The 12,823-nt window shown below is 61.9% G+C and carries 9 protein-coding genes and 1 pseudogene; 7 read left to right on the top strand and 3 right to left on the bottom strand.

From position 1 onward, the window contains the following. The coding region (locus J2X68_RS39770) for a transposase family protein (protein ID WP_310437490.1) at nucleotides 1-259 on the top strand (259 nt) is incomplete at its 5' end. 5 nt (nucleotides 260-264) lie between these two features. Here J2X68_RS39770 and J2X68_RS39765 read toward each other — a convergent pair. After that, nucleotides 265-597, bottom strand: a complete 333-nt coding sequence (locus J2X68_RS39765; RefSeq protein ID WP_310437489.1) for an Lsr2 family protein — start codon at nucleotides 595-597, stop codon at nucleotides 265-267. A 1,132-nt stretch (nucleotides 598-1,729) separates the two neighbouring features. Between J2X68_RS39765 and J2X68_RS39760 the strand changes: the two genes are divergently transcribed. The 5 genes from J2X68_RS39760 to J2X68_RS39740 all read left to right on the top strand — a co-directional run bounded on the left by J2X68_RS39760 (nucleotide 1,730) and on the right by J2X68_RS39740 (nucleotide 8,705). Beyond that, entirely contained in the window at nucleotides 1,730-2,179 is a 450-nt protein-coding gene (locus J2X68_RS39760) for a hypothetical protein (protein WP_310437488.1), read from the top strand. A gap of 821 nt (nucleotides 2,180-3,000) precedes the next feature. Then, a complete protein-coding gene (locus J2X68_RS39755) occupies nucleotides 3,001-4,452 on the top strand; it encodes a hypothetical protein (RefSeq protein WP_399041954.1) in 1,452 nt (483 codons plus the stop codon). Between the two features lie 573 nt (nucleotides 4,453-5,025). Continuing rightward, a complete protein-coding gene (locus J2X68_RS39750) occupies nucleotides 5,026-5,925 on the top strand; it encodes a helix-turn-helix domain-containing protein (protein ID WP_310437491.1) in 900 nt (299 codons plus the stop codon). A gap of 1,284 nt (nucleotides 5,926-7,209) precedes the next feature. Beyond that, complete coding sequence (locus J2X68_RS39745; RefSeq protein WP_310437486.1) at nucleotides 7,210-8,505, top strand: hypothetical protein; 1,296 nt, start codon at nucleotides 7,210-7,212, stop codon at nucleotides 8,503-8,505. A 77-nt stretch (nucleotides 8,506-8,582) separates the two neighbouring features. Further along, nucleotides 8,583-8,705, top strand: coding sequence for a hypothetical protein (locus J2X68_RS39740; protein ID WP_310437492.1), 123 nt, complete (start codon nucleotides 8,583-8,585; stop codon nucleotides 8,703-8,705). A gap of 1,705 nt (nucleotides 8,706-10,410) precedes the next feature. Here the strand turns inward: J2X68_RS39740 and J2X68_RS40435 are convergent. Beyond that, entirely contained in the window at nucleotides 10,411-10,524 is a 114-nt protein-coding gene (locus J2X68_RS40435; RefSeq protein WP_399041952.1) for a DUF6192 family protein, read from the bottom strand. Nucleotides 10,525-10,642: 118 nt separating this feature from the next. Next, nucleotides 10,643-10,750, bottom strand: a pseudogene (locus J2X68_RS40430) (DUF6192 family protein); the annotation flags it as partial. Nucleotides 10,751-12,553: 1,803 nt separating this feature from the next. Here J2X68_RS40430 and J2X68_RS39720 point away from each other — a divergent pair. Continuing rightward, nucleotides 12,554-12,676: a hypothetical protein gene (locus J2X68_RS39720; RefSeq protein WP_310437485.1), complete on the top strand. Its 123-nt coding sequence runs from the start codon at nucleotides 12,554-12,556 to the stop codon at nucleotides 12,674-12,676. The last annotated feature ends 147 nt before the right edge of the window (nucleotides 12,677-12,823 follow it).

Here is a 12,823-nt window from a genome sequence, read left to right as displayed (position 1 = left end):
CCAGGGCGTTCCCGTGCTCGCCGACCGCGCCTACCTGGGCGCCGGCCCATGGGTGACCACACCCATCAGACGTCCACCCGGCCATGACCTCACACTCACCCGGCGAACCGTCAACCGCGCGCTCTCCGCGGCGCGGGCTCCGGTGCAACGCGGTGTGGCGCGACTGAAGTCTTGGCGGATCTTCCGCAGGGCCCGGTACAGCCCGAATCGAATGTCGTCAATCGCCGCAGCCGTCCTCACCCTGGAGCGGCACCGCTGAAGAGCTCAATGAGCCTGTCGGTAGGCCTCGCGAATGCTTGCGGGGACACGGCCGCGGTCGTTCACCGGAAGGCTTTGTGACCGAGCCCAGGTTCGCAGTTCCTCTGCGCTGGGGCCGTCCCCGGAAGGCTTGGGCGTGCGACCTGCTCCTGTGGATCGACCGAGCTTACGTCCCTTCTTGATGAAGGGTTCGAGCGCTTCGAACAATTTGTCATAGTTCTCCGAAACGAGGTCGATCTCGTAACGGACCCCATCCAGAGAAAAAGAGTGGGTCTGTACCTCTTCGGATTCCGTGCCGGTCAGGTCGTCTGTGTACACCGTTACGATCTTCTGAGCCATAGCCTTATGTTACATAATCTGGACCCCGTGTCCAGTCCACTTGAGGAAGACCTTTGCGGCCCAAGCTGATTTTGCATAGCAGCTATCTATTCAGGGCCCCTACGACACCCACTGCCATGAGTATGAACGGCACACAGTCCGTCGACGGCCGGGCGCAGGGGTTCGCGCTGATGCTCACCGCTTGTGACGGGAACAGGGGGTGGCCAGTTCGGCGGCGATAAGATCGACCGGTCAGCTGGAGCTGATTCGAACCAAGCGGGCCCTATGCCAACCTGTGACGCCGGCATCCCTCGGCCGCCAGAGTGCAGTAGTCGTGAGATATGATCCCTGGGGCCCAGCAGTCGCAGTGGCGGTGAATTTCCACATATCCTCACCTTATGTTTCGCCGCGGTGCTTTGTACGTGGGCTGAGGCGTTGTTCGATCTGGTCCCGAGCGTATCTTGCTCATAAGTCACCAATAAGAACGCTCATGTGGCTCAGGACAGGACGCGCCGAGCGTCCGGCCCATGCGCGGGCTCGACTTCTCCCGTGTGGTGGGGAGGTTGCCCGTAATCGGTCAACCACGGTTCCCGGCTGCTGGACCTGCTCTTCCGGATCAGCGAACGGCACCGCCATCCCGGTGATTGGCTTCGGCACGTGCAGCATCAGTGCCATGGCGTTCGCTCTCCCGTACCACCGACTCGGGCGGGTCCGCCCTGTCGACACCAAGCACGGCGGCAGCGCCCCTGGAAGCCACGCCGGGGGTGACCTCGTCCACTTCACACTTGGGGTACAAAACGAACGAGGTTCACTGAACCTTCCCCTGCGGTGACGCGTAGTGCTGAAGGAAGCCTCCCGCACCTACTGAGTAAGGATGTAAACCGTGTCCGACGTTCCTTCGCGCGCTGAGACTGGCCCTGAGGTTTCCTTTGCCGCCTCATTCAATCCGACTGCCGGCCGCACAGGTGCTCCCAGCCAACGCCCTCCTTTGAAGAGGAATGGCACTTATGCAGTCTATCACCCAGCTTCTTATAGGGGTGCCAGCTCGATGCCAGATCCGGTGCCAGTGGCAGTGCCTAAGACAGGATCATCGAAGTGGGCACTCGAACACATTCTGGCTCACAAGAACGCGCGTTTTAGCGGCGATGGAGCTATGACGACGGCGACTTCCATTCTCGCCGGAATTACCGCTGGTTCTCAAGCAGCGAACAACAATCCGGCATTCACGGTCACTGGTGCTGCCGCTACTGCTCTGGCGTCCATCCCGGCTGTGGTGAAATCTGTGCAGTCTGGAAATGTGGCCCCAGCAACTAGTTCGGCATTCAACGCAGTAGGGGCACTGCTCCTAGCGGTATCTCCTTATGTAACTGATGAAAAACAGAAAAATTCGGTCTTGTGGGCGGGCCGTGCATTGATTGCTGTGGGTGCATATTTTGGCGAGCACGCAGCCCATGCAGGACACGCTCTGGAAGTTGCTCAGTCCCGGCTGAACCAAGCGCCCGCAGATGATCTTGAAATGGGACCACGACACGTCGAGTCGCCGCTACCAGTGGTGGCGGTTCCTCATCGACCGACTCGCGGTACCTCGGCGGGGCTGGGATAGTCAGCCTTTTCAGCGCTTCCTGAACAAGTGCCAACGAGTGGCTCAGCGAATCAGTCACCTGGTGCAGTTCGGCTGAGCTTCCTGGAGTCGGCCGCCCATCAGGTGACGGTCCCCGAAGTTTGGCAGGCAAGATCTCGGGTTGGCGATCAAGGGGTCTGGCGTCTCAACCACACAGCCCGAAAGGGATCGCCGGCTACCTGCTCTGCTGTCCCATGCACTGGTGAAGTGGGTCATCATGCACGTCGTCGGCCGGTAGATCAGTACTGTGATCCGGGTCAGTCCTAAGGCGGCACCGGGCCCCGTGAACGCCATGCCCCGCTGGCTTGGTTCGGATCACGAGTCCGCCAGCGACGGTTGGGGCGCCGCCGACTTCTGTCTGGTCTGGCCACACCCGGCGCGTGTGGCCAGACCAGTTGCCTGGGGCCCCAGCGAGCTATGAACGCGCGTGGCCCGCAGATCTGGACGGACAGCTGCCCGAGTTGTCGCCGGATCGGTCCGCGTCTGAGCGCCAGGATGCCATTCCCACCCGAAAGCGTGGCGAATGTTCCGCGGCTGCCGATGCAGGCCGAACCGCCTGACGTACTTCGCCGGAGCCGCCGGAGCCCTGGGGCTGCAGTGGTTCGCAAGCTCAGTGCGGAATTCGGTTGAACTCTGCGCCGCCCACACCCGTCTGCCGTGCAGAGGGGCTCTACGGCGTTCTGCTCAAGGTGGATCTCAGCCGACGACGTCGACAGGGCCGAGCACCACTGACGAGAGGCCCGACCTTGACGGACACGACCCTGGGCAGAGATACGACCAGCGCGACCAGGCGTCCCGGTCCCATGATGCCTATCCGCGCTGCGAGCTGGCTTCCCGGCACCCTTCCGCTCATGATGACGGCAGCCATGTTCACACTGGCCCAACTCGGCCTCGTGAAAACGGGGATGGGGCTCGGGTGGGACGAGACCGTGTACGTCAGCCAGGTCAGCTCCCACGCTCCGCCGGCATTCTTCAGCGCACCGCGCGCCCGAGGCATCTCTCTCCTTGTCGCGCCTGTCACGTCGTGGTCATCCTCGACCTCGGTATTGCGTGCCTACCTGGCAGTTCTGTCGGGAACCGGCCTCTTCCTGGCGTTTCGCGCCTGGCGGAACATGTTCCCGATCAAGGTGCTGACTCTGGGTGCGGCACTCTTCAGTACGCTCTGGGTGACCTTGTTCTACGGTCCTCAGGCGATGCCCAACTACTGGGTCGCGATCGGCGCCCTGGCCGGGGCGGGCTACTTCGCGCGTACACGATCCGCCGTCGTCGACCGCACCGCGCTGTGGGGTTTGGCGGCAAGCGGAGCGCTGATGGCGTGGATGCGGCCGACCGACGCGGTTTGGTGCAGCCTTCCGCTGTTCGCGCTGATGGCGATCGTGCGAACGTGGCGCCGGCCGTGGCTGTTCGTCGCACTCGCCGGTGGTCTGCTGTCGGGTGCGTCCCAATGGGTCGTGGAGGCGTACCTCGCCTACGGCGGTCTGGCAAACCGCCTGTCCGAGGCATCCCGGATCCAGGGCGGTCTGGGATGGAACATCGCCGTGGGCGACCAACTGCGCAGCCTGGGCGGGCGCACCCTCTGCCGCCCCTGCACCGGGCAGATACCAGGTCTGGAGGTGACAGCCTGGTGGCTTCTCCTCCCCTTCCTCGCCGCACTGGGGCTGGTCACTGCGATCAGACTCGGACGCGCGGCAAGTACCTCGCTCATGCTCGCTTGTGCCGCGACGGCCAGCCTTCCGTACCTGCTCATGATCGGATATGCCGCACCCCGCTTTCTCCTGCCTGCCTACGCGCTGCTCGCGATACCCGTCGCGGACGCGCTCATACGGCTGCCGGGCACAGTGAGCCGGGGATGGCGGCCGGTGGTGACGGTGCTGCTGGGTATCGCTCTCTCGGGACACCTGGTGGTGCAGTACGTGATACTCGAAAGAACCGTCCAGCGCACCACAGCAGCCCACCGGGAATGGGGCCGAACGGCGGACCAGTTGCACCAGCTGAGCGTGCGCCCTCCCTGCATGCTGACCGGCTATCAGGCCCTCCCTGTCGCTTTCTACGCCGGCTGCACCTCTGCCGCGACTTCCGGACACAACGCGAACAGCACACCGGGCGAAATCGTGAGGGCCACTGCATGGACACACGTTGCTGTCATAGTCGCGCCGGGAGCGAGGCCACCGGCCTACGCCCGCTCTTGGCAAGCGCACCGCATCGGTGATCTACGCGTATATATTCCACCGACCTACCGGGACCAAAGCCGGTAACCGTAGTCCTGGGCGGTGTCGTGTTCGCTGAGGTTACGGCCGGACGAGTCGGGTCCTCACGTCGGCGTTCGAGGAATTGTCGTACCGATGAAGGGGATTCTTCCTGGGCCTGAGGTGCGGTGGTGTCACCCCGAACCGTCCCTGATCGACAGTCCGGTCTGCGGCCAGCTTCGGGAACCTGGGACCGCGTCACTGGCTGCCTCAATGTGAAGTGTGTGCCGCCGATATCGACGATTAGAAGACCCCGGCAGCGGCAGGCCCCCGCTGTAGCTGTTCCCTGCACATCAGATTCGCGCTCGCATGCCGCAACGCCGGACTGGCAGGCCGTAACGACGCGGCTCAGCCCGGCTAACAGGCTTTTAGAGGATGGCGCGGACACCGTGATCACACCTGTCAACAGACAGATCACCGGCGCGTCAGCAGCAGTCACGTGATAGCCACCAGGAAGAAGGACTCGTGTCGGAGAACTTTGCAGTGCACCGCCCGTGCGCAGATGGTGCCGTCGATTCCGTCGTCTCTCGCCGCTCGGACCTTCTGGCATCCGTTCGAATTCCGCCCCGCTCTGGCCCGGAAATGCAGGATATGGTCAAGAATTGGAATTCCAGGATTTTTACGCATGTGACGGATCTAGCTCTGCCGTCACAGTATGCATGGCGTGAGTTCCGATTCGATGCGCACGGTTACAGGTTGCAGAATATCGTATATGCCAGGCATCGATCTGACGCAGTCACTGGAATTTCCGGGAGGGGAGACGACGGGGATCCAATAGTGGTTCACATAGTCCTTTCGGGGTGGGTTAAATTTGAGGATGCGCATAACTCCATAACCGTTGAGCCGGGCTACATGTGCGTCCGCGACACTCGCAGGAAATGGCGGTTCTGGTACGGGCCAGGCGCAGATTGTCGGTGGTTGGTTATTCCGCGCACCCGCATGATTTCGTCGCGGACACCTAAGGATCCTGTAATGGTCGCGACTTCAACCCCCGAAGCGAGACTTTTGATTTCGTATCTCGAAATGTTGAACCATCACGCCCCTTCGTCTCTGTCCCCATCGGGGGAAGCGGCGATGGAGGAGGCAACAATCAGCCTTCTGTGCGGTCTGATTTCTGCAAACGCGGCCCACGGTATTGGCGGACGCGCGCATGTCCTCGTGGCGGCGGCCAAGAAAATTGTAGATGAAAACCTCGAGAAAGCGGATCTTGATCCTGCGGTGATTGCGAACATCTTGGATGTGTCGGTGAGAACGCTTCACCGTTCCTTTGCCGCGGCTGACGAATCGGTGATGAGCTACGTTAGAAGACGGCGCATCGAGGAGGCTCAAATGGACATCATCAACGGCAGCGCGCCGGCCAACATATCCGACCTCGCCGCGAAGTGGCACTTTTCGGACTCAAGTCACTTCATTCGGCAATTCAAGCAGATCTACGGAACCACGCCCGCTGCCTACTTGCGGACACTTCGCGTCAGCCGCTGAGTTCAGTTGGGGAGCTCCACGGTGTACGTCCCCTCCCTCTCGCCTGGGAGGCAGCCGGAGCGATGCGAACCGTGGGCAAACCGTTCGCGCGCCTCGGTCCTGGATGAGGTGCGAGATCGAAGGGCTCTGGTGACCCGCTCGCCCGGCACGGCCCGGGCAACGATTCCGGTATCGACGGCACCGGTCCCGCTCAAGAGGCGCAGCCCCCCCCGCTGACCTCGAAGGTCTCCGGCGTCCAGATGCCCGACCAGGCCGAAGCCGTAGGTGCCTGCTCTTCCGCCCCCACCTGGCGGACGCTCTGAACGCGTTTGACACCTCGATGAGTTGACAGCCCCCGGACGGCGGCGCAGGACACGCGTGTGACCCGCCCCGCTGTCTGGGGACGCCGCGAGGCCACATCAGAGCTCGGACACCGGCTGCCAGCCCGTGAGGCGGTCATGGCCTGTTTCCCGGGCGCGCCTATCTACGGCGGATGGCGGTTCTGGCCGGCGGACGGCTTTTGTGTGCGGCCGCATTGGGCCGTCGGACCCATACCGTCGACACCTCTTCCCCAGCCCACCCGGATCCGCTTTCAAGGTGTCGGCGACGCCGTGGCTGCGAGCGACACGGCGGGCGGGCATTGCTCCCGACCCGACGGCCGAGGTCCGCAGCGACTGGCGGGCCGCCGATGCACTGCATGCGCACGCTGTGCTTCCCTGGCGGTCCTCACGGAAGGCAGTCGGCAGCAATCGGCCGGCCGGTGGGCAGAGAGCCGACGGGACTCCCCTGAACGCCAGCGCCTTCCCGGGCTTACCCCCTCGACAGGCCGTCAGATCCCTGCCGAGTCAAACAGGTACCTGACCAGCAACGATATGGGAATTGCGAGAGATTGTCCTATCTCGGCAGGCGCGCCAAATGGCGCTGATATTCTATCTTTGCCATGTACGCGATGCGCTATAACTGGCGTCAAGCACTGAAGGAGGCGCTCGTTGTGCCGGGGGCTTTCCTTCACTTCGGACGATATGTAATGGCCATGGAGAATTCATGAAGCGCAACACGAATAATCTCTTCCAGACCTTCAACCCGAAGCGCCCTCTGACCACTTTGGTGTAAAGGGTGGACACGTGTCCTGGTGTCGCCGTATTCGTTGCCACTCTTGTGGCGGCGTGTACAAAAAATTCAAGTAGGGCCTGACGAGCGGCTGCCGGAGCGTGCTAACAAAGCACCCCGGCAGTCGCTTTTCTGTAAGCTCCAACAGGGGTAGTCCCGAAAATCGATTACATCCGATATTTTGGAATAGGTGCGATGCGCGATATCAGTCTGACCCTGCCAGGTAGCCTGAGTAGGCCGTTTTTCGATCTTGGATTGCCATGTGATGATTCGCCTGCGTATACGGTGCCGCTCGACATGGATCGGAGAAACCTGACGGCATCGACAGATCTCCCGATGCTGTGGCAGACCATGAACGCCTCCTTTCGGGAGGAGCTGATTCAAGTTACTGGATTCCATGAGTACACACTGACTGATCCGCGCCAGCTTGACTTCGAACTGCGAACCCCTGATTGGCAAATACTTGTTGATAACGTCGAAGGGTTTGCTGATTTGGATGTCAAGCAGAAGGTGAAAACACTTCGCGTTCTCAATCGACTGGGGCTGTTCAAATGCACGATAAATCTAACGTCACATGACCGAATTCTCGAACCGTCCGACGATTCCAGCGCAGGAGTGGCCTGGCTGAGTGCCTATGCGCGCTATCGCCTGCAAAATGAGAATGAGGACGTCGGATATCGCATAGACGAGTTCGAAGCCATAGCTGTCACTGCCCCACCCGGGTTGTGGAAGTTGGCGGCGATCTACCAGAAGGTCGTCCAGAGCGTAAAACACAAAGGAGATATGCAGGCCGCCGAGTTTTGGCAAGAAATGCATGGCGTAGAGATCGAAAAAATCTCAAGCGAACTATCCCGTCAAGACTACCTGATGGCGAAGAGTCGATTCCATCGGGTCCATGCGTTTATTCCTCAGATGAGACAGGACAGCACCGGTACGCGAGCAGAGATGGAGCTCGCCAGAAAATATGCGGAAGACGCATTTTATGGGGATTCCATACAGCTGGCGTACGCCAAAGAGATCGCATGGCCAGTTCGGGAAAGCCTCATCAAGGAGTCGCTTTGGAATGGCGACCTCGATTTGGCTCTGGAGCGTGCAGTGAACCACAGAAACGCTGATCCATTTGATGCCCGGGTCTGGGTGAACTGCGGAGAAGTCCACCTGGAAAGAGGTGAGGGAGAAAACGCCCTGGAGGCGTACCTCGAGGCAGCGCGTCTTGCTCCACCCGGTGCTGCTTTGATCAACTTCATGGTAGGGCACTGCCATGAGATTACGGGCAATTCGGATTGCGCTCTGGACAGTTACCTGGCCAGTCTACGGATTGACCCACTCGCTATTTCTTCCGCGAAGGGCGCCCTGCGCGTAGCCGAAGCGCTCGGATCGCGGTTGCGTCACTGGGCACAAATGCAAGTAGAAAAACTCGAAGAAATTGGCTCCACTTCCGTTCCTCAGCCCGAGCCCGCTTATCGAAAGCTCCCGCCGACTGCAGGCTGATCCGATCGGCTGGCTCGCTGGGCAGGCCACTTTGGCGGGCCACAGTGGCATGCTGGTGGCCTCGCACGATGGTGCAGTTGACCGCGACGATCCAGTCGAGGTCGCCTTCGGTATTGAAGCTGCATGGCGCCGGCTATCGCTGGCCGCTCGACAACGAGCCAGTTGCGTCCGGGACGGAAGACCAGCACGTCGATTCATGACCGCAGCCAGATGACCAGGGCAGCGGCGGTGACCGTTCCAAGGAATACGTAGCCGCGCTTGTCATAGCGGGTCGCGACGGCCTGCGAGCTCTTCAGCCGATTGACGGCCCGTTCGACGGTGTTGCGCTTCTTGTACCGCTTCTCGTCGAAGCCCGGAGACCTACCGCCTCGCGATCCCTTGCGCAGGAGGCGGCCTGGCTGTCGGTCTCTTCCGGGATTTGTCTGCCGGATGGTGCGCCGCCGCACGCTCGCGGCCTGGCTGGCCGAGCACCCGGGGATCGAGGTCGTCGGTCGCGAACGTGCCCCCCCCTTCTTCGCCGAGGGGGCTAGGATCGGGGCACCCACCGCGGTCCAGGTCGCCGACGGGTTCCACCTGCGGCGCAACCTCGGCGAAGCGGTCGAGCAGGGCGTCTCCCGCCACCGAGTCGGTGCCGGAGAAGGTTCCTGCTCCGGCACCGTCCGAGAGCGGGTCGCCATGGCTGCGCCTCTTGAGCGGGACCGGTGCCGTCGATACCGGAATCGTTGCCCGGGCCGTGCCGGGCGAGCGGGTCACCAGAGCCCTTCGATCTCGCACCTCATCCCTCGCCTTGGAAGAAGTCCGGCAGGTCTTCCGGCCTCGTGACGTCGGCCAGCCGTTGGACGGTGCGGTAGGTCATGCCCAGCTGTCGCTGGACCGAGCGTCGGCTATGGCCAGCGGCAAACAGCGCGTGGACAGCGGCGTGCTTGGCTCGGGTGCGGTCGGCGAACCGGAGCCCGCTTGGCCGGTGCAAGGGCACCGGAACCGTTTCTGCGGCCCCTTGCCGTCGTTGCGGTGGCGGACATGTCCGCGAGGAAGGCGTGGTTCATATGGCGAGTGTGATGTGCCGGTACGTCGGACCTCGTACTGGTCCAAGCCCCATTCGTTCTTTGCGGCTGGGGCGCATTCCTCGATCGCCCACCGGCTGCTGGCTGTCCGGACCAGTTCGGGGACCTCTGTGCTGACGGGCTCTTTCGCTGCTTTCAAGGAGATGTGCACTGCCCCACCTCCTACCTGGAAGGACCCGATCAGCCTTCACCAACTGCAGCAGTGGAGGAACGAGGACCTGCGGGGACTCGGCGGTCCGGCGGCTGGCTTGCACCACCAGCAGTCCCACCACAGCGGCCACGGACAGGGAGGACAGCCCAGCGGCCTGGGACGTTGACTGAGCGCACGCAACTACTGATCAGGAAAGCACTCATCCTGCATGGAGCCTCTGCTGCTGAAGGGGCCGGTCGAAGCGCTGGTGTGACTGGTTGCAGAGTTGCTCACAAACCGGAGTCACTGGTGCCAGCGCAGCCCTTGAATATCTGACTGCCCGGGGGCGGCGGGACTGCAGTGCCCCAGTGAGGGGTGCCGCCCGGCCGGCAGGCAATGAACCAGGCCAGGGGGCGGCGGCACTGCCACGTGGTCGGCGCGGGATCTGGAGCACCGCGCCCACCACTATGGTCGGGCTGGGTGCCGCGCGGCCGCGTGAGTGGTCGGCCTCCTGGTTGAGGTGGGACGGGCACGACTGTGATGGCATGGTGGCGCCGCATCCGTCGCAACGGGGCCCTGGCCAGCGGTGCACGGCAGGCAGATGGACCATGCCTGTGTCGTTCATGATGCAGCCGACGGTTTGGTGCAGGGCGCTGTCGGCGTGTCGCTGGGCCGGCGATTTGCGTTCGGAAGCGCAAGGCACGGGCACGGTTACTCTCCTTGCAGGAATCTGGTGAGCTCGCTGTCGACGTTCACCTCGCCGGTGTCGACCGCTGTCTCGACCGAGTTCAGGGTCACGCGGACCGGGGCGACGTTCTCGTGCACGATGACGCGTCGTCCTTGCCGAGCTGCTGGTCGCGCATGCCGGGAACGCCCCGACTGGCCGCGGCAACGAGTGGCATTCGGTGACCACATCGAAGAACTCCACCGACCGGTCGATGTTTCTCACTACCGGCGCGACGGGGCTGGGATCCTCGAAGTGCTCGCGGGCCTGGCGGTCCCGCTCGACCTGGGCGTGGTTGACCGAGTGGCGGGCGGTGTCATCCGACATCGCCCGGAAGGGGACGTCCGGGCGACGGAGCAGACGCGGTTCATCCGGATCGAGGCGTTCCCTCAGCTGAAGACGCACGGTCGAGTGCCCGTGAACAAACGGTTAGCGAACACCCGCAAATCGACCGCAGCCCCCGGCGAGCGCCTGACCACCCGTCATCGCGCACCTACTGGGCAGGCCCACTGCTGCGACCAGAAAGATTGAACCCGGCTGGGCTCATGACCGTTCGTAGCAGGGCAGGGTTCTGGGCGATGTACAGCTGTCCTCGCAACAGAATCAGTCAATTTTCGCCAGGAGTCACACCTTAACTTTCCGTAAGGCAAGGTAAATTATGCATCTTTCATTCGAAGATCAACAGCGAATCATTGGCATTGTTCTCGTGACCATGAACCGGGACGACCTTATAATCGGCGGAGACTTCGCACTCGGAGTCCACGAACTACGAGATGCTTCGGATAGCGAACGGGTTTGCTTCTACTACTCGGGCTCCAAGATCGACGATGGGTCTTTTGGTGCCGGTAATGCACTGAGGGTTACGCGCGGACGAATGGAGCAATTTGGCTACCCAAGTGATGCCCTGACTTTTACCCGTAGTCCAAAACTTCAATTCGAACCGCCCTTGTATGTAGACGGTCCTGCCGACAGTCGAGTTATATCTTTCGAGGACGCTGTCCGAATCAAGATAGAGAGCTGCTCCAATAGATCTGAAGCCCTACAGCCTGGCGACTTCTTTGACCTCTATCAAATAAGTGAAAAGTTGGGGAAATTTGGCATAGACGGGTTTGTTGCGTCGCGCATCGATCAGTTGAATGTGGAGAACCTCCGTGCGAACTTGAGGCGCACTTCGATGGATCCATCATGGGCCAGGCAGATACGAGCACATGTTGGCAGATTCCACCATTCGCACTCACCCGATGACGTGCTTTCCAAACTCGCAACCCTTCAGAGAGATGAGCTTCCCATCACAACAGCTACTATTCGCCTTTCCCATGCCATTGCGAGCAGGAATGGGCAACAGATAAACATGTGGCGGAACAACCTCAGAATCGTTGTTGCGAACGCTTCGCGGGACGGGTTTCAGCCGCAATTCATCCCCCCAACGCCAGGTGAAATACTGCATTCCGACCGTCCCGTTAGTGCGACATCTCAAGCTGCCGATGTAGCTAGAGAAGAAATCGCTGAGAGGGTGACTTCTGCCGAATCGGACGGATATAACGCTTTGCCGAATTATAGGACTGGGGCAATCCTGGGCATCCTGCAGCAATCTTCAAGGCCGACAAACACAGTAGGAGCGACCCCGTCGGATGTGCCATCTGCTTGGCAGAAGACGCAAAGCCCAAGGGCGATGAGAGGGCCCAGCAGGTAAATTTCGGCATCTTGCCAAGGTGGAAGATCCTGTTGCGGCTTCAGCACCCGTTCCGATTCGGTCACGGGGAGCGAGGGCTCTATAACGTCCTGGCCCTGACCGGGGAGGAAGCCCCTCACTGGGAGGGTGTTGGAGCCGCACGAGCCTGCTTGTGACGGACTCGGGCCGCCCACCCTTTCCTGCCCGCACTCCACTGCGAGCCGTCTGTGTCCCGCAGCGGAGGCGGGTGCCAAGCGGTTCACCGAGGTGACCTGGGGGCAAGACAGCAAAGGCGCGATGACCTCACGTTTCGCGGTGCTGACAGTGCGGCAAGCGGGCAAACAGTGCCTGGCCGCAGCCCAGTCCGTCGCCCAGGGCGCAATTGTCTCGCCCATCGTGTTCGGGAACGCGGCCGAGCGACCGGCCGGCCATAGCGGCGACCCCGGTATGGCTCGGACATGAGCGATGCCGAGGGGGCAGAGGTGCGGGATGTGCTGGCGGTGTCGGCGGCCCGGGGCGGCTGGCCGGAGAGCTATTCTCACCGTCAGATGATCGACGCGGTGCGCTACCGCCTCCGCTGACTGCCCTCCCGACGATGCCTCTGACCAGGCCAGATAGCGAACCGCTGCTGGAGTACTAGGCGCTGTTTCTCGGATCATGTGCGGAGCCAGATGATGAGTGCTGCGAGGGTGACTGTGCCGAGGTAGGTGTAGGCCCGTTTGTCGTAG

This window comes from Streptomyces sp. 3330 (genome assembly GCF_031456635.1).
GTDB lineage: Bacteria > Actinomycetota > Actinomycetes > Streptomycetales > Streptomycetaceae > Streptomyces.
This window is presented reverse-complemented; position numbering and strand designations above follow the sequence as displayed.

What these genes read in the sequence shown, in the direction of transcription:
- J2X68_RS39750 (WP_310437491.1), top strand. Translation starts at nt 5,026, where the DNA reads ATGCAGGATATGGTCAAGAATTGGAATTCCAGGATTTTTACGCATGTG.
- J2X68_RS39720 (WP_310437485.1), top strand. Translation starts at nt 12,554, where the DNA reads ATGAGCGATGCCGAGGGGGCAGAGGTGCGGGATGTGCTGGCGGTGTCG.
- J2X68_RS39760 (WP_310437488.1), top strand. Translation starts at nt 1,730, where the DNA reads ATGACGACGGCGACTTCCATTCTCGCCGGAATTACCGCTGGTTCTCAA.
- J2X68_RS39765 (WP_310437489.1), bottom strand. Translation starts at nt 597, where the DNA reads ATGGCTCAGAAGATCGTAACGGTGTACACAGACGACCTGACCGGCACG.
- J2X68_RS39755 (WP_399041954.1), top strand. Translation starts at nt 3,001, where the DNA reads ATGATGCCTATCCGCGCTGCGAGCTGGCTTCCCGGCACCCTTCCGCTC.
- J2X68_RS39745 (WP_310437486.1), top strand. Translation starts at nt 7,210, where the DNA reads ATGCGCGATATCAGTCTGACCCTGCCAGGTAGCCTGAGTAGGCCGTTT.